This window comes from Brevibacillus formosus, from assembly GCF_003013405.1.
GTDB classification, from domain to species: domain Bacteria; phylum Bacillota; class Bacilli; order Brevibacillales; family Brevibacillaceae; genus Brevibacillus; species Brevibacillus formosus.
The window spans coordinates 128,373-152,591 of record NZ_PXZL01000020.1; the positions used below are offsets into that span (position 1 = coordinate 128,373).

Below are 24,219 nucleotides of genomic sequence, written 5' to 3' on the forward strand. Positions count from 1 at the left end.
CCACTACATATTCAAGTGAGCGGTTACTGTCTGATCCTCAATAAACAGATCGTTGAGCGAATGCAAGGATCCATCTTCCTCAACTTGGTAGACAGAAGCGATCTGCTCATTGGAAACGCTCATTTCTATAAAGCAGTTCCAGCAATAGTATTGATTGGTTCCAATCTTTCCTACGTCTTTGGAACTGCAATTCGGGCATATGACACGCATCACGCTTTTCCTCCCTTTCACGCCTGGCCACGAACTAGTCCGGCACGATCAGGTTTTCTTCCCCGATGATAACGGATGCTGGTGCAGGGAGGCGCTTTCTACCTTCCGTAATATCTGCAAACCAGCCATTCGATAGCTCGTACCCTACAAGTTTCTCCCAGTTGGCTGAAAAGTAAACGTCTTCCAGCCTCCCCAAACACTCTCCGGATGCGGTAATCACCGCTTTTCCTCTTAACTTCGTCTTTCCCGTCACAATGCCGACAGGCTCTAGTCCGGCGAGATGAGGTAAGGGCGTGATCGCGTCTTTTCCCGATACGGTAAGGCAGGACTCCCCGACCGCATGAATATGTTCGGTAGGAATATAGGTACCTGATTGGAACCAGCCCTGTTCGCTCAGCAAGACTCCTCGTACATGCCAAGTGGAGTCGCAAAGAATGTCACGCACGGTTCCAATCGTCTCCCCTGTTTGGAGGCAAACAACTGGCAAGCCGACTGCATCCATTGCCTTGCGCATGTGGGACATCCCCCTTCCGCCTTGTTAGTATCAGGCGAAATGGACACGTCCATTCGGCGCAAATGGTTCCAACTTCACTCTTGCTTTAGCCGTTCCTCCAGGTAACTGTACCGTACGCCCTCCTCATCAGACTCTACAGCAGCACGGAACGCATCCGGCTCTCCACACATGATGAGGAATGATTTGCTCCGGGTAATCCCGGTATAGACCAACTTGCGTCTGAGCATTCGGTAGTAGCTCTTGACAAACGGCATGATCACAATCGGAAATTCGCTGCCTTGAGACTTATGAACCGAGCAGCAGTAGGCAAGCGTCAGCTGATGGTAATCCGAACGCTTGTACACCACTTCCCTGTTATCAAAGGCAGCGACCAGCATCTCCTGGTTCTCCGCATTTTCATTCGGGAAAAAGATGGCGACGATCTCACCCATGTCACCGTTAAACACCTGTTCTTCAGCATTGTTCACCAATTGCAGAACCTTGTCTCCTGTACGGAAGGTCGTCTCTCCGAAAGTAACCTCACGCTTTTGAGGCGTTTTCGGATTAAACAGCTCCTGCAATTCTTCATTCAACCGGTTCACACCGGCATTACCTTTATAGATAGGGGCTAATACCTGAACATCTTTTGCCGTATATCCTTTTTTTACGGCTCCGAAGCAAATTTGTTTCACTGCTTCCGGAACTTCTTGTGGCAAACTTGTGAAGAATCGTCGATCCGGGGTAGTGTGAAGCAAATCTGCCGGTACATTCCCCTTGCGTACATCATGGGCCAACCGAATAATGGTAGACTCTTCTGCTTGCCGATAAATTTCTGTCAGCTGTACCAACGGCAGCAATCCAGATCGGATCATATCCAACAGGACGTTGCCCGGTCCTACGGAAGGCAACTGGTCAGGGTCACCTACCATGATGATCTGCATGTCGTCTGGGACCGCACGAAACAATTGATTTGCGAGCCAGATATCGACCATGGACATTTCATCCACAATTAATAGTCGGCCACGGATTGGGTGCTCTGCGTCATGCTCGAAGCTCTCCCCTTTGTAACCGAGCAAGCGATGGATGGTCATTGCTGGTAAACCCGTAGTTTCTGTCATACGTTTTGCTGCACGTCCAGTAGGAGCCACAAGAACGATCGGGAACGGATTTTCTTCGTTGTATTTTTTCAAGTCCAAAGACAATCCATGGAGCTGAGAAAAGACGCGACATATCCCGCGAATCACTGTCGTTTTCCCCGTACCAGGTCCCCCTGTCAACAGCATCAGCCCCGCTTTGATCGCCTGTTCAATGGCATCACGCTGCGTCTGGGCATACGTAATCCCCAGCTCATCCTCGACCGCCCCTAATGCACGGTAAAATTCCGATGTCGGGAACGTACCGAATTCATCCCGTGCAGCGAAATGACGCAGTCTTTTGGCTAGACCGAGCTCGGCAAAAAACAGGGAGGGCAAATACACCCGCTCATCTTCCCAGGCAATTTTGCTCGACACAAAGAGTGCTTCAACTGCCAGCTGAATATCTTCTCCAGAAAAGACGTGCCCCCCGCACTCTTCAAGAAGGCGCAGCGTTTTTTCACAAAGCTCCTCTACAGGCAAATAAACATGCCCTTCTGAATACGATGCCTCCTGCAACACAAAGAGGGCCGCCGCCTTCACACGTTCTTCAGAGGAAGCAGCGATTCCAGTTGCTCGTGCAATGTCATCTGCCCGCTTAAAGCCGATTCCTACGACATCCTCAATCAACCGGTAAGGCTCTTCCTTCAGCACTGTCATCGTTTCCAGCTTGTAGGTCTGATAAATACGCAGCGCCATGTTCACACCAATGCCGAAGTCGTACAAGAAAACCATGGCACTTTCCAAGGAACGATGCTCAACTACTGAATCATAGATCGTTTTGGCACGTTGTTCTGAAATGCCTGGTACCTCAGCCAATCGCTCCGGGAAGTCCGCGATAATCGACAGCGCATCTACCCCGAGCTGCTCGACAATTCGTTTGGCCATCTTCTTTCCGATCCCTTGAAACAAGCCACTGGCTAAGTAGCGCTCAACCCCAGCCAATGTTTTCGGCGTTTCACGTTCATAGCGCTTTGCTACGTATTGCTGTCCAAAACGAGCATGTGTTTTCCATTCACCGTAAAAGGTGTACAGCTCATCTGGATGCGGGCGAGGAAAATTACCGACAATAATGACTTCCGATTCTTTAATCGATTCGGTAGTCTCTTCTATCTTAAGACGGATAACTCCGTACCAGGTTTCTTCATTGTAAAAAATTTCTTGAGAAACAAATCCTCGAATATAGTTTTCCGCAAACAGCGAGATTGACTGCTGCTCGTCCATCTAAACGCCTCCTTACATAAAAACCGTTCCAGAAAGGAAAAATCCACTTCTCTTGAAAGTGGATTTCTCATATGCTCGTCTTAAATTGTAAATCGTTTTACTTGTTCTGACAACTGCTCGGCCATTTTCGCAAGCATTTCGGATGCTGCTGTCATTTCCTCAGACGTTGCTGACTGTTCTTCAGATGCTGCTGCCACTTCCTGCGTATCTCTGGCCGCTGTTTCCGCAAGTCCAGCTATTTTTTCGGAGTGACTCACCAATTGGACTGTATCGCGATGAATCGCTTGTGCTGCATCGTTCATACGATGCACTTGCTGGCTGACGTCTTGAACGGCCACTAATATTTGCTGGAAGCTGTCTCCTGCCTGAGCCACTCCTTCCCGTCCATCCTGTATAGCGACTGCAGTCGTTCCCATTTCCGATACAGCGGCGAGAATATCAGTATGGATCGAATGAATCAAGCCTGCGATCTCTTCTGCAGCCCCGCCCGATTGCTCAGCCAGCTTACGTACCTCCTGGGCAACAACCGCAAAGCCTCGTCCCTGTTCCCCCGCCCGTGCAGCCTCGATGGCGGCATTCAGAGCCAATAGATTGGTCTGGTTGGATATTTGACGAATGGTCGTGATGATTCCGATGATTTGCTCAGATTGAGAACCAAGCTCCCGGATAACCTGCTCCGTGCGGCGGGCATGATCGGTGATTTGATCCATTTCTTGTACGAGCTCTTGCAGCTTTCCTTCCCCAACCTGTGCCAAACGATTCGCGTCTGTCGCATCAGCATTGACTTGAGAGGTTGAGGCTGCAATAAGTTGGATATCCCCACCGATGCGAGACAAAAAGCGTACTGTATCCGTCACCGTTTGTTTTTGTAGTTCGGAACCTGTAGCAATTTCCGAAGAAGCCATGGAAATCTGTTCGGAAGCACGCGCACTTTCTGTCGCACTCGCTGTTAATTCCTCCGAGGCTGCCGCGACCTGTTGGGCTACTCGCTGCACCTCGTTGACCATACTGCGAAATACTCCCATCATCTCATTGTACATCGATGATAATTCCCCAAGCTCGTCCCGGGAACGGACGGTAACTTGCATGGTCAAATCTCCGGTCTCTGCACGTTTCATTGCCGAAACTAGCTCTTTTAGCGGTCGTACCAGCTTGTTGACAATAAAAATGCCTGTGACCAACGCTAAGCTAGCACTGATCAAGTTGAGGAGAAACATCATCGGACGACTGCTCTCAATCGTCGTCAGTAAATCATTCTCGTAGCTGCCAATGACAAGAATCCACCCGTTCGGCAGCTGCTTATACGCCGCCACTTTGGTAGCGCCTCCGAATTCATATTCGATCCAGCCGTTTTTTTGAGCGAGCATGACTTGCGTGAATTGTTCATTCGCCAAAGAGGTATTCTCGACTTTCGGATCTGGATGAAAGATGGCGATTCCACTCGCATCCAAGATATAGGCATAGCCAACCATGCCATTTGGCTTGTAATATTTTTCGGCCACATCGCGTGTTATTTCGTTAATTTTCTGTCTGTTTCCCTCACTATTCGTTGCATCTTGAGCGTAAACAGCCAGCTCATGTGCCTTTATTTCCGTTATGTATTGCAAGTCAGATACAGCCAGCTTGTATAGCGCGCTGCGCGCATTTTCAAATTGGATATAGCCGACGACCATTAATGGGAGCATGGTTAGGATGAGTATCGTAAACACCAGTTTGTAGCGAATAGAGTAGCGTCTGGCCAACATGAAAGTCCTCTCCTTATCGGATGATCCGAATTGTATAGTAGTTCTTCAGGATTAGTACTACAGCATCATCTTACCATTCTCTTCCACAATTCACCACAAACTCCAATACGAAAACCGCTTTTGCTCAAATGAAAAAACCGCTTGGCTTCATCCAAACGGCTTTCATCCTTCGTTATTCGCGTACCAAGCGCTTCACAATCGCAGCAACCGCTGTAGCAGCCTGCTTCGCTTCTTCCACCGTATTCGTAATCCCAAAGCTGAAACGAATGGCTGAGTGAGCAATCTTCTCTTCCAAGTGCATTGCTTTTAGAACGTGTGACAGCTCTAATGATCCGGATGTACAAGCGGAACCGCTCGCTGCTGCAATCTTGGCGATATCCAGATTCATCAGCATGGTTTCTGTATGGGCACCAGGAAAGGACACATTTAAAATATGTGGCAATGCCTGCTCGCGATGTCCATTCAGGCAGAACGTAATTCCTGCTTCCTGCCAGACTGCGATCATCGTTGCTTTCATCTGTTCATACTTTTCAACCCGGTTCGCCATTTCCTCGCGAGCGACCCTTGTTGCTTCTGCAAACCCAACAATCCCGGCCAGGTTTTCCGTACCTGCTCTGCGTTTGCGCTCTTGTGAACCGCCGTGCAAAATCGGGGAAAACGGAACCTTACGCGCTAAATACAAAGCGCCGACTCCTTTTGGACCATTAATTTTATGGGCGGATACCGAGAGCATATCAACCGGCAGCTTCCGTGCATGGACTGGCAGTACACCAAAAGCCTGTACGGCATCCGTATGAAAAACAATCCCTTTTTCACGCAGGAAGGTACCGATTTCCTCGATGGGCTGGATCGTTCCAACTTCGTTGTTCCCGTACATGATGGACACGAGTACCGTATCCGGGCGAACCGCTTGTTTCAGGTCTTCCAAGCGGACCATGCCTGTCTGGTCAACAGGCAAGTACGTCACTTCAAAACCTGCCTGCTCTAAAAATTCACAAGCATGCAAGACTGCATGGTGTTCGATTTGCGAAGTAATAACGTGACGACCACGTTCGCGCTGTGCCATTGCTGCGCCGATGATTGCCATATTGTCCGCTTCTGTCCCGCCACTCGTAAAAATGAGCGATTGCGGATCAGCATCCATAAAGTCGGCTATCGTGTCTCTCGCATGCTCCAACGCTTTTCGCGCTTCGCGACCTGCACCATGGACACTCGATGGATTACCGAATACTTGCGTCAAATAGGGAGTCATAGCAGCAACTACCCGCGGATGAACCGGCGTAGTAGCTGCATGGTCAAAATACATTAGATCTGACACTGCTGTCACCTTCTACCAACTTATAGTACGTGTTCAAAAAGTCGGCTTTTTAGCACCGAGAAGATGGCGAGAACCGAACGAAGGAGGAGCGCAGTGTAGGTAATCTACATGAGCACCAGACTTCGGAGGTGAGCGCCATATTCGATGTCGAATTAGCTTTCTGAGCTACTTCGTGATCAAAAGACGACTTTTTGAACAACCTCTTATATTCTAGATGTAAAACATATAATTATCGGCAGGACCATCGTCTTCAAAACTGATCAAGTCTTGAAGGGAAGTCGAATCCAGAACAGCAGAAATACTATCCCGAATACGCAGCCATAAAAAGCGCTTAGCCGGATCTTCTTCCTCTGCAAATTCCACAGGACTGATCGGTCCTTCCAGCACACGAATCACATCGCCAGCAGAAATCTCATCCGGCTGCTTTGCCAGAACGTAACCTCCATATGCGCCACGAATGCTTTTTACCAAACCCGCATTACGCAGAGGTGCAATCAATTGCTCCAAATAATGCTCGGACAAATCGTGTTTTTGGGCGATGCTCCGCAGGGAAGTCGGCCCTTCTCCGCAACGGTTGGCCAATTCCATCATGATCGTCAGCCCGTAACGTCCTTTCGTTGAAATCTTCACGTTAACAACTCTCCTCTTTGTATCGGTAATACGCGCCCGCCCCCTACATGTCTTCAGTATCGCGGGACACACTAACATCTTAGGGGGTGATATGCAGATGACAACGAACAAACGCTCGGAACGAGGTCGCAACCACCCGTCCGACACCTTGTACGACCAACCCGCAGGCACGATTGCTCACAAAGCCCGTTACGGTGCGAGTGAGCAGAGCAAACAGCCGAATGAAAACGGTGATTTGCCCAATAAACCAGGCGGAAATGTCCGCACTTAACATGTTAGCTCCCCCATTAATCGGGGGAGTTTTTCCTTGGCAATCCACGTTCATCCATCTTCTGTCTTTCTTCCTGGAAGCGGCGAATGTGACGCTCATAGCCATGGTCCTTTGGCTGGTAGAACGAGTAGTTTACACCGTCAGGCAGATACTGTTGAGGTACGTACCCATATGGATAGTTATGCGGATACAGATATCCCTGACCGTGTCCCAGCTTCGCAGCTCCCTTGTAAGCAGAATCTCGCAGATGAATTGGCACTTGCTTGTGGCCATCCGTTCGGATACGATCCAACGCAGAATTAATTCCGTTGTAAGCGGCATTGCTTTTGGGTGCGGTTGCCAGATACGTCGTTGCTTGTGCTAAAGGGATACGCCCTTCAGGCATCCCCACCAATTCTACCGCTTGAAAGCAGGAAATCGCAACTGTGATCGCTTGCGGGTCAGCATTTCCGATGTCCTCTGAAGCCGAAATAACCAAACGGCGAGAAATGAACCGCGGATCTTCTCCGGCATCAATCATTCTTGCCAACCAGTATAGAGCTGCGTCCGGATCAGAACCACGAATGGATTTAATAAAAGCGGAGATCGTGTCGTAATGGTTGTCCCCACTCTTATCGTAGCGTACAGCCCTGCGCTGAATGGATTCTACGGCGACGTCCAATGTCACCGTAATTCGTCCATCCGCTCCTGGTTGCGTTGTTGTCACCGCCAGTTCCAATGCATTCAGCAAACGTCTGGCATCCCCTTCTGCGTATTGGATCAAATGCTCTGCCGCTTCCGGTTCTACGGTGACGAATAGCTCCGCCAATCCGTTTTCTTCATCAGTAAGCGCCCGATCCATGACCTGCTTCAATTCCTCATGAGAAAGCGATTGAAGAGAAAATACTTGTGAACGCGACAAAAGCGCCGGATTCACCTCGAAAAAAGGATTCTCCGTCGTAGCGCCGATCAAAATAATCGTGCCTTCCTCCACATAAGGAAGAAGGGCGTCCTGTTGTGATTTATTGAAGCGGTGAATCTCGTCTACGAACAAGGTTGTCCGTTGACTGTCCATGACGAGCCGTTCCTTTGCCGCATCTACCACTTTGCGAATGTCAGCGACACCGGCGGTTACGGCATTTAACTCGGAGAAATGCGTACGTGTGGTTCGGGCAATGACTTTTGCCAGTGTTGTTTTCCCTGTTCCTGGAGGTCCGTAAAAAATGACAGAGGACACTTGATCTGCTTCAATTGCGCGTCGAAGCAGCTTTCCAGGAGCCAAAATATGCGATTGCCCGATTACATCCTGAATCGTTTGCGGCCGCATCCGCGCAGCCAATGGCTTCTGTTTGCCGCCACCCTGCTGGTCAAAGGCAAACGTAAATAAATCATCCATGTTCCACTATCCTTTTACAGGCTGCCATTCCAAAATATCTCTTGCCACTACACTGGCCAAAATTAAACCAGCTACAGAAGGCACGAAAGCATTGCTCGCTGGAGGCATCCGTACTTTGCTAATCGGTGAATTCGGATTGGAAACGATCTGTTCGCGTACATCTACACGTACGGTTACGGGAATCTCACGGGAATATACAACTTTTACCCCTTTGTAGATACCGCTTTTCCGCAGCTCACGACGAATGACCTTTGCAATCGGATCATAACTCGTTTGGGAAATATCGGCAACCTCAAAACGGGTCGGGTCCATTTTGTTCGCCGCACCCATGCTAGAAATAATAGGGATATTGCGACGCTTCGCTTCCTTAATCACATGGAGCTTCGCGGACATGGTGTCCATCGCATCCACGATGTAATCCAGTTCATGCTCGAATAGCGCATCCGCTGTTTCTTCATTGTAGAACATATTGAGAGTTACGACCTCGCACTCTGGATTGATCGTCGCAATACGCTCCTTCATGAGCTCAGCCTTTTTTTGACCGACTGTGTTCAGCGTCGCATGGATTTGGCGGTTGATGTTCGTGATGTCTACTACATCCTTATCTACCAAAACGAGCTTGCCTACACCTGTACGCGCGAGCGCTTCTACTGTAAAGGAGCCGACTCCGCCAATTCCTAATACAGCAACGCGGCTATTTTTCATTTTTTCCAAACCTTCGGGACCGAAGGCCAATTCACAACGAGAAAATTGATGAAGCATATTTCGTGTCACCTTTCATTCGCAAGCGAGATTATTGTGATTGTTCAACACGGACTTATAGTCAATCGGAAAAGTAGGATTGAAGGAGAAAAAAGGAGCCCCATTATGCCGTGTTGCTCCTTAGTTTTGAACCTGCTTCATCGCAGGTGGGTGTCTTGCCGAACTGTTACAGACGTCCACTCTAAGGAGGCATGCCTTTACAATCACGGACGAAAAACTCCCTAAACAAACTTTGTGGCTCAAAACTATCGGATGTCACGGGCATCGCAGGGCTTTCATCATAAGTATTACCAATGTATCAAAGAGCAATGCAGTTGCGCAAGTCGATTACGCTTCTACCTTTTCTTCTTCTGTGACAATTGTTGCAATGGACAGCTCTTTCAATTGTTTTCCGTCTACTACATCTGGTGCGTTTACCATCAGGTCGCTCGCACTTGCTGTTTTCGGGAATGCGATGACTTCACGCAGGTTGGTGCGGCCAGCCAAGAGCATGATCAGACGGTCCAAGCCAAGAGCGATTCCACCGTGTGGAGGTGTACCGTACTCGAATGCATCCATGAGGAAGCCGAATTGTTTCCGCGCCTCTTCTGGTGTAAAACCAAGTGTGGTAAACATTTTTTCTTGAACTTCGCGCTTGAAGATCCGCATGGAACCTCCGCCGAGCTCGTATCCGTTGAGAACCATGTCGTACGCTTGAGCGCGCATTTGACCTGGATCGGTGTCGAACAGGTGCAGGTCTTCGTCTTTTGGACGTGTGAACGGATGGTGCAGAGCGACGTAACGTTTTGCATCCTCATCCCACTCAACCAGTGGGAAGTCTACTACCCAGAGGAATGCGAACTGGCTTTGGTCAATCAGACCAAGTTCAGCACCCAGCTTGGAGCGAAGAGCACCCAGTGCATCTGCCACTACTTTTGGTTTGTCAGCAACGAACAGGAGCAAGTCGCCTTCTTCTACCGCCAAGCGTGCTTTCATTTCGTTAAGCTCTTCTTCTTTAAAGAATTTCGCAATTGGCCCTTTGACCTCGCCGTCTTTGAAGCCGATCCAAGCCAAGCCTTTCGCGCCATAACGGGAAGCGAATTTGCCCAAGTCGTCTGCTTCTTTGCGGGAGTAGTGTCCGCAACCTTTTGCATTGATCGCTTTTACTTGTCCGCCGCCAGCTACTGCTGCTGCAAACACCTTGAAGTCGCTTGTCGCAACCAGATCAGATACGTCTGTCAGCTCCATGCCGAAACGTACGTCTGGTTTGTCAGAACCGTAACGTGCCATTGCATCCGCATATGTGAGACGAGGGAATGGAGTCGGTACGTCTACGCCAATCGTTTGCTTGAATACGTGAGCGACCATCTTTTCCATCATTGGCAGAATTTCTTCCATAGACAGGAAAGAGGTTTCAATGTCCACTTGGGTAAATTCAGGCTGACGGTCAGCACGCAGGTCTTCGTCACGGAAGCAACGAGCGATTTGGTAATAGCGCTCCAAACCGGATACCATCAAAAGCTGTTTGAACAGCTGTGGCGATTGCGGCAGTGCGTAGAACTCGCCTGGATGTACACGGGAAGGCACGAGGTAGTCGCGTGCGCCCTCAGGAGTGCTCTTCTGGAGAATAGGTGTTTCTATTTCCACGAAGTTGTTCTCATCCAGGTAGTCACGGAATGCTTTCGCTGCTTTGCTGCGCAAAACCAGGGAGCGTTGCATTTCTGGACGGCGCAAGTCCAAGTAACGGTATTTCAAACGAACTTGTTCATCTACATCGATCTCGTCTTCAATCAGGAATGGAGGTGTTTTTGCATCGTTCAAGATTTCGATTTCAGAGATGTGCACCTCTACTTCGCCGGTTTTCAGCTTCGGATTGACTGCTTCTGGTGCACGGTTTACCACTTTCCCTTTTACAACCAGTACGTATTCGCTACGAACCTTGTCGGCTGCTTCCCAAGCCTCTTTGTTGTACTCTGGGTTGAATACGATTTGGACGATGCCAGTGCGGTCACGGAAGTCAATGAAGATGACGCCTCCGAGGTCGCGACGCTTTTGTACCCATCCGTTCAGTACGACTTCCTGACCAACGTGTGCTGTTGTTACTTCTCCACCATGTACGGTGCGATATTGCCAAGACATGATCATTTCCCCCAACGATTTGTTTTATTGATTTGCTTTTGCAGCGAGTACCGAAACGAGTTCCTCGCGTTTCACTTCTTGTTGCTCGCCTGTTGCCATTTCCTTCAGAACAACTGTGCCATTCGCCAATTCAGACTCACCGATGATCGCGGTAAAGCGAGCCTGTAGACGATCGGCTTGCTTCAGCTGTGCCTTCATTTTCCGATCCAGATAATCCAGCTCAGCCGCAATCCCTGCTTGGCGCAATTGGTCGACGAGTACGAAGGCTGTTGTTTTCGCTTCTGGTGTCTGCACCACTACGAAGCAGTCGATGCCACCCGAGATCGGCAGTTGAACACCTTGCTTTTCCAGAGCCAACAGCAGACGCTCGATACTGAGTGCGAAGCCGATGCCCGGCATATCGTCGCCGCCCAGCTCTGCAACCAGTCCGTTGTAGCGCCCACCGCCACAAAGCGTTTCTACTGCACCGATCTCCGCCATTTTGATTTCAAATGCGGTCAGCGTGTAATAGTCCAAGCCGCGAACCAGACGCGGATTTACATGAAACGGAATATCCAGCGCGGTCAAGTAGTCTTGCACGGCTTTAAAGTGTGCCGCGGATTCTTCGCTCAAGTAGTCCAAAATGGACGGAGCATCCATCGTCAGTGTTTTGCACTTTTCATTTTTGCAATCGAGCACGCGCAGCGGGTTGCGATCGATACGAGACTGGCAATCCTCGCACAGCTCGGAGCGAACGCCATTCAAATGTGCGAGCAAATGCTCACGGTGACGCGCCCGGTCTTCTACCGTACCTACGCTGTTCAATTCCACCGAAAGTCCTGTCAATCCGAGCTCCTGATACAGACGAATCGCAAGGCCAATGACTTCTGCATCGATTGCTGGATCGCTCGAACCGATCGCTTCTGCACCGAATTGGACGAATTGGCGATAGCGGCCTGCTTGCGGACGCTCGTGACGGAACATCGGTCCTAAGTAGTACAGCTTAGTAGGCTGATTAGGCACACCGTACAGCTTGTTTTCCACGTAGGAGCGGACAACACCCGCTGTCCCTTCCGGACGCAGCGTGAGAGCATCCGTACTGCGCGGATTGGCTACACTGTACATTTCTTTTTCCACGATATCCGTGGTCTCGCCTACACCCCGTTGGAACAACTCTGTGCTCTCAAACAGCGGCGTGCGAATTTCCGCGTAATTGGAGCGGCGACACAGATCGCGGGCCTTGGCCTCCACGTAGTGCCATAGCTCTACAGTACCAGGCATGATATCCTGCGTACCGCGTGGGATCTGGATTCTTGTCATTCCTCTCGAACCTCCATGTCTTTTCAAAAACTCGGGCTAAAGCCAAACCTTCAGGATCAAGGAACCTTTCTTTATGAACAAATAAAAAAGCCCCTCGTCTCCTGACATTTAGCAAATCGCCGCATGTCAGGGACGAGAGACTGGTTATACTCCCGTGGTGCCACCCTGTTTGAATAGCCCTGCAATCACAAAAGGCTATCCCACTTATTAGCCGTTAACGCCGGCACACGCCTGCCAGTTACTGGGGAAAGAGATTTCTTTCAGCCGTTCACTGCGGTCTTCAGGGATGTCATTCACCAAGCCGTTATACGAAAGCACTCTCAGCCACGGCGCTTTCTCTCTGGGCATCCGGTTCCTGGATACTTGTTCCCATCATCAGATCATTTCGTATTCAATAAAAAAGCTTAATGTGAATCATAGCAAACCCGCCAACAGCCGTCAACAGGCGCTCAAATAAAACTTTTTTTAACAATCAACAGTATATCCATCACTTACTTGCCAGATACCTGTCCAGTCGCTCTCGCACCCGAATAGATGTCATCCAAGTCACGGAGCTTGTTTTCGACCAGAACCTTGTACGTGTCATTGTACGTTTTCGGGTCCTTCGGATTCGGAAAGCGCGTCAGCTTGCCACTTCCTGGAGCCATCAGCTTGGATACTGCACCACAGCCGAGACCAAGAATAGTTTGTACCTCTTCCATGATCATGATGTTGTAGATGCTCTCCTGCCCTGGCTTGGCATACCCGACATTCTCCAGATTTCCCAAAATGTTTTTCTGACGATACAAATAGTACGGGTCATAACCGTTCGCCGCTGTCCACTCGGAGGCCATCTCCATCATCTTGCTAATTTCATCGCGACTGGCGACCTTGTAGCGCTCCTTGTTCTGCGTCATCTCAGATGCTCTCTTAAAAGACAGCGTATGCACCGTCAGTGAGGCAGGCATCAGCTTTTCTACCTCTTGGAGGCTGTGCGCCAGCTCGGCTACACCTTCGTTTGGCAGCCCAATAATCAGGTCCATATTAATATTAGTCAAGCCCATCTCCATAGCCAGATGGTATTTCTCAATCGTCTCTTCGACGGTGTGATGGCGTCCGATTGCCTGAAGCGTCTCCTGCGTAAACGATTGAGGATTAATGCTGATCCGATCCACTTCCCACTGCTTCATCACATCGAGCTTTTCGCGTGTGATCGTGTCGGGTCTTCCCGCCTCAACCGTCAACTCACGCACATCCCCCATGTGTGGAAACGAACGATGCATCGTCTCAAACAGCTGATTCATGTCATCTGCGGTAATACTCGTAGGGGTGCCGCCGCCGAAATAAATAGATGTGATCCGTTGGTCATTCGCCCGAAGCCACTCTCCCATCCGCTCCATCTCGTAATGGAGACCTTCGAGAAACGGATTAACCGAAGCCGTATGACTGCGAATCGCGTAAGCAGGAAACGTACAGTATGCACATTTCGTCGGACAAAAGGGGATACCGATATATACCGATAGCTCACGGTCAATCTGATACAAATCAGGCACGACGTAGAGTTGCTTGTCTACGATTTCTTGCAAAAGCTTTAGCTTGTATGGACGCAAAATCACATCCTGCTGCAATCTCTTATGTGCTTCCTGTCTGTCTACACCAGCAGCGTTCAACTGATGTAGCAGTTTCGTAGGGCGTATCCCTGTCAAAATTCCCCAGCCTTGCTCCATGCCCGTGTATTCTTCCAGCATCAATAACAGCGCATAGCAAAGAGCTTGCTTGGCCGTCTTTTTCATCGCTTTTTCCTCACGTGCTACGTAGTCTCGCTCCACCTGATGGGAGATGCTTCGTTTGCCATCATATAACTCTCCCGAAGCTACGACTCCATTTTCATGCACGGTCAAAGCCAGCTTGATTTTCAAATCAGCCTCATTTGTCCACTGGGGCACAAAAGTGAGCGCTGGATCTTCATAAAATAACGCGAGAATTAAGGAGAGTTCCCGCTCGAATGCGTGTCCCTCACATATGATCTGTATCATGGAGTTCACCTGCTTTTTTCAAAAATGCCACTCCTCATCATAGCCGACGAGAATTACTCGGGTCAACTAGACAAGTTGTGGCATCATGTGCAAGATCATTTCCGTTTTTGTCGTGGATGTTGGATATCCCGCAAGCCCGGATGAAAATCTTGGGCCATTTCTACATTTTGTAGTGACGTTTCTTTCTCTAAATCGTCTTGAAAATCAACAGACAAAAACTGCCGATTCAATCCTTGCGCGAATGTTTCCTTCTTTGACTGTCTCACGATGAATTCCTCCTGAAAAGCTGCGTGCGCTAGCGTCTAGTAAAATCTAGTATTGCCTTGGCTACTGAAAAGCAATCAGGGAAGTCATGCTGAACTTTGTCGTTTTTTGCAGGAAAAAGCAGGAGAAATAGCGAAGTGATTATTTTGGTAAAAACATGCAAGATCGCGATGAATTCAAAAAGCTACGTATTTCGGAAAGGATGTCTATCGTGTTTGTTCGTCAAAAGATCCTGAGGAGTATCCTGACTGTAGTCTGTGCCATTTCCCTCCCCGTTTCTGCAGCCTGGGCCGCCGGTTCTGTTCAGGTCACCGTGGACAAGCTCAATGTCCGTTCAGGTCCCAGCCTCCAAGACGCAATCGTCACTACACTGCCGAACAAAACTGTGCTGCCCGTCATCTCTACCAAAAATGACTGGATTCAAGTAAAGCTTCCGAACGGTCAAAGCGGTTGGGTAGCGAACTGGCTCGTCAGCTCACAGCAACAGCAACAGCAACAACACCAGAAACCAGCAACTGTATCTGCCAAGCAAGTAGAGAGCACCACAACGAATCTCAATGTTCGTTCTGGACCCGGTCAGACATATGCAGTCGTACAAACAATCAATCCAGGTACGCGTTACCCCATCGTGCAAACGAATGGCGAATGGCTCCAAATTCAACTCAACGCAGGAACAAAGGGCTGGGTCGCAAACTGGCTTGTAAAAGAAGTAGGTGCGGGACAAGCAGTTTCTCCTCCTGCTACCGTTAGTACACCCCCAACGACCAATCCAGCAGGCACAGGCTCACAACCGAAGCCTCCTGCCGTACAAGGAGCCAGCCTAATCTTGGATTTCGCTCCGTACGTATACGCCACGCCAGATGCCAGTACACCTGCTATCGGCCAACTACATGCGGGCGAGAAAATCACGGTCTTGAACAGACAAAATGGTTGGATTCAATTCCCTTACGATGGAGTCAACGCTTGGCTCTCCACTGATCAAACCAACCCGAACACAAGTCAACCGACTCTGCCCGAAAATGGAAATGGAAACACGCAACCCCAAACTGGACAACCATCTTCTTCAAGTCAATCCGCCACAGTAAAAACGGACGGATTGAATCTGCGCAGTGAACCGAACACAACCAGTGCCATCCAAGCTACACTTCCAGCCGGAAGCAAGCTGACTGTTTTGGAAAAACAAGAAGACTGGTACCGCATTAACACGGCGGACGGAAAAACTGGCTGGGTGGCAGGCTGGCACATTACGGTGAACCAACCAAGCATGCCTACTCCGAGTGGCCCATATGTGACAATCATGAATCCAGATACCAATGTTCGTTCTGGCCCGAGTACCGATCACCCTGTTATCAAACAGGTACAGCCTGGCGAAAAATACGGGATTGCCAATAAATCAGGCGAGTGGTTCCAAGTAAACTTCCCTGATGGCTCCACAGGCTACATTGCAGGCTGGCTCGTTTCTGCTAACGGTGCACCAGCAGTGGTACGCAGTAATGATCTTGCCGGCAAAGTCATCGTCGTCGATGCTGGACATGGTGGCACAGATGGTGGTTCAACTGGCTCCAGCTTCTCTACTTTAGAGAAAACGGTCAATCTGCAAGTATCTCTGCTCCTGCGAAACAAGCTGGAAGCGGCAGGTGCCAAAGTCGTCATGACACGGGCTGATGATCGCAAGCTGACCCTGCAACAGCGCGTCGATATCGCGATTCAAAATCAGGCTGATATCTTTGTCAGCGTCCATCATAATACGCATCCAAACTCTGCAACGAATGGCTCGATTATTTTCTACTACAGCCAAGGTAACTCTAGCAAGCTCGCCTCCCTGGTTCAAACGGAGCTGGTGAAAGCGACGAACTACAAGGACATGAATTATCGATACGGAAACTATTTCGTTCTACGCGAAAACCCGGTGCCATCCATTTTGGCCGAGATCTCCTTCTTATCCAACTATAACGATGAGATTCGCGCACGTTCCGAGAAACAGCAGGATCTTGCCGCAGAAGGTCTGTTCAAAGGGATTGTCCAGTACTTTAATACACAAAGCAATCAGGGAGGCTGATCCCTCTCTTACAAAAACCCCCATGCGAAAGAAGCTGGCTCAAGCTCTCTCGTATGGGGTTTCTTTTATGACGCATCTGATCGCATCAAGGCAAGACAGGCAGGAATTCCCAGAAGATTTGCGAATATCATAAGTCATCGAAAGGAGTGATGACGGATGAAAAACAATCACAATATCAGTAATCGGACGGTATGGACGCAGGTGATCACAAGTTAACCTTTGAAAATGGAGTGATTTCTATTAAAACTATGTTTGAGTACAATTGGATGGTTCGTGAAGAATGGCTGAAATGGTGTGAGGATGTCCCGATAGAAGAATTGCTTCGTCCGCGCATCGGGGGTGTCGGGGGTATTTTGCATACACTGTTCCATGTCATCGATGTAGAGTGGAGCTGGATTCAAGTCATGTTGGGACGGCCTGATTTTCAAGATAGCTTCAACCTTTACAACCGGTTGGAAAAGGTTCGTGAGCTAGAGGCGACTTTTCGCCCGGATGTGCTTCAATTTTTGCGCAATTGGGATGAAAGTATGGAAACAAGAGCCTTTCAGGATACGAAGCCAGACGGCAGCATCGCTACGTACACATGGGGTGAGATTATGCGGCACATGATCGCTCATGAAATCCACCATGTCGGACAGCTATCGATATGGACACGAGAAATCGGGAAAAAGCCAATTTCTGCGAACCTGATCGGCAAAAATCTGATCCTCCCTACAGCGAATTACATTCACTGACCCGATTTAGTACTGAAACGACAAAAACGATTGCCGAATGCAATCGTTTTTTGTTTTTCGCTTCACGAATGGATTACTTCGCTGGGCGTTTTTCCCACGGCTCGACCTGACCGACGATTATTTGTCGTTCCGTTGTTTGCAGAGCGTCAATCACCCCAGCCGCAATTTCATCATTCGTTAGCCAGCGTGAATGCTCACCTACACATGTAAACCCAAGGATGATCCGTCGATAATTACAAACCTTTGAAGTAGGCTCTGAGGGGGGATTTTTCCAAGCACCGCTCCCACAGACATGCAGCAATTGCCACCGTTTCTCGGGACGTGACAGTTCTTCTACGATCACAGGCAATGCACGCGGTGCAGTCGAATGAATCCACGCGACAACCACATCCATCGGCCCTCTCTTCTCTACGAGCTCGGCCATAGCCTGACGCAAACCGTCTGTCTGATGATAGTCTTGAGGCAGCATATGAATCGACTCTGGATGGATAGAACCGTCTCTGATACGACTTAATTTGACTGGATCACGACCAAGCACGGTTACTTGATAGCCTTGGCGGGCCAGCCATCGGGAGACCTCTGTAAGCATGCCACTCGCACCGATCACCAATGCTTCTTGCGCCATGTTTTCATCCCCTTGGTTGTGTTTATGATTCCACAATCAATGTGACAGGACCATCATTTAACAGACGTACGTCCATCATTGCGCCAAAGCGTCCTGTTTCCACCTGGAGCCCTTTTTCCCGCAGCTTGGCGTTAAATAGCTCGTACAGCGGTTCAGCCTGCTCTGGTCGTGCGGCAGCCATGAAGTTGGGTCTTCTGCCCTTTCTGCAATCGCCATACAGCGTAAATTGCGATACGGACAAAATTTGACCACCCTTGTCTAAAACAGAGAAGTTCATTTTGCCTTCCTCGTCTTCAAAAATACGTAAGTTCGCAATTTTGTCTGCGACAAATTCAACTTCTTTTTCTGTGTCTTCATGCGTAATTCCTACCAGCAGCATTAAGCCGTGATCAATTTGTCCGACGATCTCTCCTGCTACGGTAACACTCGCTTCTCTCGTTCTTTGTACGACAACCCTCACACTGGCTCATCCTTCCTGTTAGCTAAACAAGAACACCCAATCCACGAGGGATCAGGTGCTCAGTATCCGGCGAACCGAATAAATATCCTTGATGCGCTTGATGCGCTCTACTACCTTCAACAGATGATCCACATTGCTAATCGAGATAGTCATATGAATCGTTGCTACTCGATTTTTATCGGACTTGCCACTGACAGCCGCAATGTTCGTCTTTGTCTCAGCCACAACCTGCAATACATCGTTTAACAGTCCGCTCCGATCATTGCCTGTGATCTCGATCTCTACATGGAAATTATGTTTGAAATCGGTATCCCATTCGACATCGATCAGGCGCTCTGTACATTCGTCTGTCAGTACGTTCGGACAGTCCAGTCGATGCACCGATACTCCACGGCCTCTCGTAATGAAACCGATAATCTGGTCGCCTGGAACAGGTGTGCAACAACGAGAGATACGGACGAGCAAATTATCCAAGCCACGGACTTTGACGCCAGACTCACTCTTGGCAGAACGATTTGCTGGATTCGGTTTGACCTCAGGAATGGTCGGGTTTTGTTCTTCGCGCTCCCGACGGAGTTTGTCTAGGAGACGAGTCGCAATTTGCGAAGCCGTAATGCCGCCATAGCCGACTGCGGCAAACATGTCTTCTGCCCCTTGAAAATTAAAACGGGCTGCCGCTTCCTTCAGGTTTGTTTCCGTCATCGCTTCTTTTACATCAAAGCTGCGCGACTTGATCTCCGCTTCCACCATCTGCTGACCTTTGGCGACGTTCTCTTCCCGCTTCTCTTTTTTAAACCACTGCTTAATTTTATTGCGAGCATGCGCGGATTTGGCCATCTTTAGCCAGTCCTGACTAGGACCGTACGAATGCTTGGAGGTCAGGATTTCGACGATATCGCCTGTTTTCATCGCATAGTCGAGCGGTACAATCTTGCCGTTGACCTTGGCGCCGATCGTCCTGTTTCCTACCGCAGAGTGAATGCGATAGGAGAAGTCCAGCGGTACAGAACCTTTTGGCAGCTCGACTACATCGCCTTTTGGCGTGAAGACGAAAACCGTATCAGAGAAAAGATCCTGTTTGAGACTCTCCATGAACTCTTGCGCGTTCGGAGCTTCTTCCGATCCACCTTCGATAATCTCCCGCAGACTGCCCAGCTTCTCTGCAAACGAGCCTTGCACAATGCTTTTGCCTTCCTTGTACGCCCAGTGAGCCGCGATCCCGATCTCTGCTGTCTGGTGCATATCCCACGTGCGGATTTGCACTTCCAATGGCTCACCTTTTGGCCCAATCACTGTGGTATGAAGAGATTGGTACATGTTCGTCTTTGGCATGGCAATGTAATCTTTGAACCTGCCTGGCATCGGCTTCCACAGGGTATGCACGATACCGAGAACGGCGTAACAGTCGCGGATGTCATTCACGATAATCCGCAACGCAAGCAGATCATAAATCTCGTTGAACTGCTTGTTTTGTCTCGTCATCTTTTTAAAGATGCTGTAGATATGCTTCGGACGACCCGAAATTTCTGCCTCGATGTTTAACTCGCCCAGCTTTTCTTTGATCGTATCCGATGCTTCATTCAGGTAGGCTTCGCGCTCCACCCGTTTCTTTTGCATCAAATTCACAATCCGATAGTACTGTTGCGGATTCAAATACCGAAGCGCCGTATCTTCCAGTTCCCATTTGACGGAAGCGATCCCCAAGCGATGAGCGAGTGGCGCAAAGATTTCCAGCGTTTCATCGGAAATCTCGCGTTGCTTCTCCTCGGACATGTGCCGAAGTGTCCTCATGTTGTGCAGACGGTCTGCCAGCTTGATCATGATGACACGGATGTCCTGTGCCATGGCAACCAGCATCTTGCGGTGGTTTTCGGCGAGCTGTTCTTCTTTGGACTTGTATTTAATTTTTTCCAGCTTGGTCACTCCATCTACCAGGAGAGCTACATCCGGTCCGAACTGCTCACGGAGATGATCAAGCGTAATGTCGGTATCTTCCACGACATCATGCAAAAATCCAGCCGCAATCGTAACGGCATCCATGTGCAGGTTTGCGAGAATACCCGCCACGGCGATTGGGTGCATGATGTAAGGAACGCCTGATTTGCGTATTTGCCCTTCATGCGCTTTTTCGGCAAGCTGATAGGCACGTGTAATCAGGTCCAAATCCGATTGTGATAAATAGGTGCTTGCTTTTTTTACTACCTCATCAATGCCGGTAATCATAGTTCCCTTCCCTTATCCTCTCAGTAAAATAACCTCGTTCGAGGCCTTCTCACGGAGGAGCGACCGCATTATAGCGGAAAGTTTCACCGAAGTATTGCCGGAAGCAGACGCTGAGGCACTTCGTGATGCGCTCCGGAAAGTTTAAGCCTGGACGCATTTCGCACTGTGAAGCACTTGAACTTTCCTATACGTCTAGAAAACTTGGGCGTTGCCAAGTCTTTTGGCGCAGGCGAAGGCTTACTTGCACGTATCATGTCTGTCTATTTCATACTATTATCTTGTATGTCGTTCGTCTTGTAAAGCTGAATTCCCCTGTAAAGTATGTACAGCCGCAGAAAAAAGAAAAAAACGGGCAATTTACCCGTTTTCCTTGTTGCATCAATTAATATTGAACGAGCGATTTGACAGGAATATCCCCTATTTTGCTACGTCCATCCAAGTAGGACAGTTCGATAAAGAAGGCAGCTCCTACTACTTTGCCTCCGAGTTGCTCAATCAAATTGATTGTTGTCTCAATGGTTCCACCTGTCGCCAGCAAATCGTCTGCAATCAGAACGCGCTGCCCTGGTTGGATTGCATCTACGTGTACTGCCAGTGCATCTTTTCCATACTCCAGGTCGTAATCCGCCTTGATAGATTCATATGGCAGCTTGCCAGACTTGCGGATCGGCACAAAGCCAATTCCCATTTCGTACGACAAAGGCGCACCTACTACGAATCCACGAGCTTCTGGACCCGCAATCACGTCTGCTTGTACTTCACGTGCGAAGACAGCCAAGTCTTGAATCGCAGCTTTGTAAGCAGGGCCATCCTTCAACAGAGTAGTGATGTCTTTGAAACGAATGCCTGGCTGTGGAAAATCTGGGATAACACGAATGTATTGTTTAAAATCCATGAAAAATTCCTCCTAAACGGTGGTTGGTTCCACCAATTGATGAAGCGCTTGAATCATTGCATCAGAAGAAGAAAGCAATAAATCCGTAGCAAGCTGTGCCTCTTCCTTCCAATTCGCATAGAGCACAGAGCTCTCGAGCGGCCTTTTCGCAGTGTTGGCCTGCAGCGTGTACTGCTCGGCCTCCTCTACCAAAAACTCCAGCTCCATAAAGATGGCGATCATGCCGTCCAATAGATTTCTTTTCCATTGTAGCTTTCTGGCCAATGCATCCATATGGATTTTTTTAACAGTTGGCACCTGGACGAAAAACTGGTACAACTGTTTAAAATGATCCCGGCCCGGACAGGAAAGCCGCTCCATTCCTAAATCCGGATCGCCAAACAAACAGTATATGCGCTCCGCTTGTTTGAGCAAGACACGAACCACTTCCAATTCGGAACGGCGCGTCGGCAGATCATACAAAATCACATTGGAAGAGGCTGTGATATTCGTCCCTTCTCGACCAACCACGAACAAAGAATTCACCTGATCGCTTGTCGCTTTCGCTGCCAAAGACGCATAGCTTTCCTCGCGAAACAGAATGGTCACCGAATTTGATTCTGCCATCACTTGCTGCCATTTCTCTATCTTGTCACGGCTGCCTCGCCAGTCAAATACTTGCTGGTGTCCAACAGACAAATCACGGATCGTCAGCTGAGGCTTTCGATTTCCGTTCCATTCGTTTACAGACAATTCCCCTAATACGTGAAAACGAGCTTTGGGCGTTACTCTCTTTGTTACATGTGCCCAGTTGAAGCCAATTGCATCCAATGAGGTCCCCGCTTTGCTCAATGTACACTTCAAATGATTGTCATCTCGCCCAATGGTGCGCATACCTTGTGTCTCTACTTCTTCTAACAAAACGAGCGGTGTTGGATTCCCCATTCCATATGGGGCAAGCTGTTCGAGTTGCTCCGCTGCGGTCAAGCTGATCTCTTCCATGCTCATCGCAACGTCCACTTTGGTCATCGGCGTGAAGTCTTCAGCGGACAACCACTCCCCAGCGAGCTCGTTTAATTTTTGGCGTAATAAGTCGAGATTTTCTACAGGCAAGGTCATCCCCGCTGCCATCGTATGACCGCCATAGTGCGGTAGCCACTCCTTGCAGGCAGTCAGCCCTTCATACATATCAAAACCTGCAATGCTCCTCGCCGAGCCTTTTGCCGTTCCTTTTTCCGGATCGATGCCAAGCACAATCGTTGGACGGTAAAAAAGCTCAACCAATCGGGAAGCTACAATCCCTACCACGCCCACATTCCAGCCTTCTTGAGCCAGAACGAGAACATTGTTCTGGTCAGGCGGGTACAGCTCATTCACCATCTGTACAGCTTCCTCAGTCATCGCTGCCACGATTTCCTGACGTTCGCGGTTTAAGTCGTCCAGCGCCTGCGCACATTTCTCTGCCTCGTCCATATCCGAAGTCGTCAGCAGTTTCACAGCGGATTCAGCCGTCTCCAGCCTTCCACTTGCATTCAGACGCGGTCCAAGCGCAAAGCCTACATGTCCCGCGGACAACTCGGTATCGGCCAACCCACAAACTCGGATTAAGGCTTGCAGACCAAGGTTCCTTGTATGATTTAAGCGCTTTAATCCTGCTCGAGCAAGAATGCGATTTTCATCTACCAACGGCACCAGATCCGCTATCGTCCCCAATGCAGCCAAATCAGCCAAATGCAGTGGCGGCTCCTTCAGCAAGGCATGCCCCACTTTAAAGGCGACCCCCACTCCCGCCAACATATCAAACGGGTACGAACAGCCGGGCTTCTTGGGGTTAATCACAGCAAATGCCTCCGGGATGATTGCCGGAGGTTCGTGATGGTCGGTTACAATGACGTCAAGACCCAACTGGTTCGCGTACGCTACCTGTTCGACTGCACTGATCCCTGTATCGACAGTTATGATCAGCTTATAGCCGGTTTGATGCAGATGCGCCAAGGCGTCTTTATGTAACCCATACCCTTCTGTAAAACGGTTGGGAATGTAGTAGTCAAAAACAGCGCCGAGCTGGCGCAGTAGATGTACCATTAGCGATGTGGAGCTAACCCCATCGGCGTCGTAATCGCCGTATATGCAAATCGGTTCTTGCCTTTGAATGGCTTGTTGAATGCGATGCACGCTTTGTTCCATTCCATCCAGCAAGAAAGGGTCATGAAACAATTCTGGACCGGCTTGCAAAAAATCACGAGCCTTTTGTGATGTATCAATGCCACGTATCACCAGTAGCTTGGATACGAGCGGAGTAAGCTGGCAATCTGCGGCAATACTAGCAGCAAGCTGCTCATCATAGGTGGCCAGTTTCCAGCGTGTTTTCGCTTTCAGCATGGGCT

At 49.3% G+C, this 24,219-nt stretch carries 20 protein-coding genes and 1 other RNA gene; 3 read left to right on the forward strand and 18 right to left on the reverse strand.

Going from position 1 to position 24,219, the window contains the following annotated elements:
* Positions 1-3: 3 nt before the first annotated feature.
* The 6 genes from C7R91_RS18620 to cymR all read right to left on the reverse strand — a co-directional run bounded on the left by C7R91_RS18620 (position 4) and on the right by cymR (position 6,753).
* Positions 4-210, reverse strand: a complete 207-nt coding sequence (locus C7R91_RS18620) for a YrzR-like zinc ribbon domain (RefSeq protein WP_007717618.1) — start codon at positions 208-210, stop codon at positions 4-6.
* Between the two features lie 34 nt (positions 211-244).
* Positions 245-724 carry a PRC-barrel domain-containing protein gene (locus tag C7R91_RS18625; protein ID WP_047072735.1) on the reverse strand — a complete coding sequence of 160 codons (480 nt, stop codon included), beginning with the start codon at positions 722-724 and terminating at the stop codon, positions 245-247.
* A 74-nt stretch (positions 725-798) separates the two neighbouring features.
* A complete protein-coding gene (gene recD2 / locus C7R91_RS18630) occupies positions 799-3,060 on the reverse strand; it encodes an SF1B family DNA helicase RecD2 (RefSeq protein WP_047072736.1) in 2,262 nt (753 codons plus the stop codon).
* Between the two features lie 80 nt (positions 3,061-3,140).
* Complete coding sequence (locus C7R91_RS18635; RefSeq protein ID WP_047072737.1) at positions 3,141-4,805, reverse strand: methyl-accepting chemotaxis protein; 1,665 nt, start codon at positions 4,803-4,805, stop codon at positions 3,141-3,143.
* 172 nt (positions 4,806-4,977) lie between these two features.
* The gene (locus tag C7R91_RS18640) at positions 4,978-6,123 is read right to left on the reverse strand and encodes a cysteine desulfurase family protein (protein ID WP_047072738.1); all 1,146 of its coding nucleotides are present in this window, start codon (positions 6,121-6,123) and stop codon (positions 4,978-4,980) included.
* Positions 6,124-6,333: 210 nt separating this feature from the next.
* Positions 6,334-6,753, reverse strand: coding sequence for a cysteine metabolism transcriptional regulator CymR (gene cymR, locus C7R91_RS18645; protein ID WP_017247589.1), 420 nt, complete (start codon positions 6,751-6,753; stop codon positions 6,334-6,336).
* Positions 6,754-6,850: 97 nt separating this feature from the next.
* Here cymR and C7R91_RS29415 point away from each other — a divergent pair, with 97 nt between their 5' ends.
* Positions 6,851-7,024: a hypothetical protein gene (locus C7R91_RS29415; protein ID WP_162837766.1), complete on the forward strand. Its 174-nt coding sequence runs from the start codon at positions 6,851-6,853 to the stop codon at positions 7,022-7,024.
* Between the two features lie 16 nt (positions 7,025-7,040).
* On the opposite strand, the gene C7R91_RS18650 is transcribed toward C7R91_RS29415, so the two are convergent.
* From C7R91_RS18650 to C7R91_RS29420, 7 genes are all read right to left on the reverse strand, one after another.
* The gene (locus C7R91_RS18650; protein WP_047072740.1) at positions 7,041-8,399 is read right to left on the reverse strand and encodes a replication-associated recombination protein A; all 1,359 of its coding nucleotides are present in this window, start codon (positions 8,397-8,399) and stop codon (positions 7,041-7,043) included.
* Positions 8,400-8,405: 6 nt separating this feature from the next.
* Positions 8,406-9,161, reverse strand: a complete 756-nt coding sequence (locus C7R91_RS18655; protein ID WP_017247587.1) for a tRNA threonylcarbamoyladenosine dehydratase — start codon at positions 9,159-9,161, stop codon at positions 8,406-8,408.
* Between the two features lie 93 nt (positions 9,162-9,254).
* Positions 9,255-9,437: non-coding RNA, 6S RNA (gene ssrS, locus C7R91_RS18660), on the reverse strand.
* 51 nt (positions 9,438-9,488) lie between these two features.
* Positions 9,489-11,279 carry an aspartate--tRNA ligase gene (aspS, locus tag C7R91_RS18665; protein WP_047072742.1) on the reverse strand — a complete coding sequence of 597 codons (1,791 nt, stop codon included), beginning with the start codon at positions 11,277-11,279 and terminating at the stop codon, positions 9,489-9,491.
* A gap of 24 nt (positions 11,280-11,303) precedes the next feature.
* Positions 11,304-12,578 carry a histidine--tRNA ligase gene (gene hisS / locus C7R91_RS18670; protein WP_047072743.1) on the reverse strand — a complete coding sequence of 425 codons (1,275 nt, stop codon included), beginning with the start codon at positions 12,576-12,578 and terminating at the stop codon, positions 11,304-11,306.
* Positions 12,579-13,069: 491 nt separating this feature from the next.
* Complete coding sequence (locus C7R91_RS18675) at positions 13,070-14,593, reverse strand: coproporphyrinogen III oxidase (protein ID WP_047072745.1); 1,524 nt, start codon at positions 14,591-14,593, stop codon at positions 13,070-13,072.
* Between the two features lie 95 nt (positions 14,594-14,688).
* Positions 14,689-14,859, reverse strand: coding sequence for a hypothetical protein (locus C7R91_RS29420; protein WP_162837767.1), 171 nt, complete (start codon positions 14,857-14,859; stop codon positions 14,689-14,691).
* Between the two features lie 155 nt (positions 14,860-15,014).
* Here C7R91_RS29420 and C7R91_RS18680 point away from each other — a divergent pair, with 155 nt between their 5' ends.
* Entirely contained in the window at positions 15,015-16,916 is a 1,902-nt protein-coding gene (locus C7R91_RS18680) for an N-acetylmuramoyl-L-alanine amidase family protein (RefSeq protein ID WP_047072746.1), read from the forward strand.
* 239 nt (positions 16,917-17,155) lie between these two features.
* Positions 17,156-17,650 carry a DinB family protein gene (locus C7R91_RS18685; protein WP_047072940.1) on the forward strand — a complete coding sequence of 165 codons (495 nt, stop codon included), beginning with the start codon at positions 17,156-17,158 and terminating at the stop codon, positions 17,648-17,650.
* Positions 17,651-17,723: 73 nt separating this feature from the next.
* Here C7R91_RS18685 and C7R91_RS18690 read toward each other — a convergent pair whose 3' ends face one another.
* The 5 genes from C7R91_RS18690 to recJ all read right to left on the reverse strand — a co-directional run bounded on the left by C7R91_RS18690 (position 17,724) and on the right by recJ (position 24,214).
* Complete coding sequence (locus tag C7R91_RS18690) at positions 17,724-18,275, reverse strand: short-chain dehydrogenase (protein ID WP_047072748.1); 552 nt, start codon at positions 18,273-18,275, stop codon at positions 17,724-17,726.
* Between the two features lie 22 nt (positions 18,276-18,297).
* Positions 18,298-18,735, reverse strand: coding sequence for a D-aminoacyl-tRNA deacylase (dtd, locus tag C7R91_RS18695; RefSeq protein ID WP_047072750.1), 438 nt, complete (start codon positions 18,733-18,735; stop codon positions 18,298-18,300).
* A 51-nt stretch (positions 18,736-18,786) separates the two neighbouring features.
* Positions 18,787-20,958 carry a RelA/SpoT family protein gene (locus tag C7R91_RS18700; protein WP_047072752.1) on the reverse strand — a complete coding sequence of 724 codons (2,172 nt, stop codon included), beginning with the start codon at positions 20,956-20,958 and terminating at the stop codon, positions 18,787-18,789.
* 382 nt (positions 20,959-21,340) lie between these two features.
* Positions 21,341-21,853, reverse strand: coding sequence for an adenine phosphoribosyltransferase (locus tag C7R91_RS18705; protein ID WP_047072754.1), 513 nt, complete (start codon positions 21,851-21,853; stop codon positions 21,341-21,343).
* A 12-nt stretch (positions 21,854-21,865) separates the two neighbouring features.
* Positions 21,866-24,214 (reverse strand): single-stranded-DNA-specific exonuclease RecJ, encoded by a 2,349-nt coding sequence (recJ, locus tag C7R91_RS18710; RefSeq protein WP_047072755.1) that lies wholly within the window; start codon positions 24,212-24,214, stop codon positions 21,866-21,868.
* Positions 24,215-24,219: the final 5 nt, after the last annotated feature.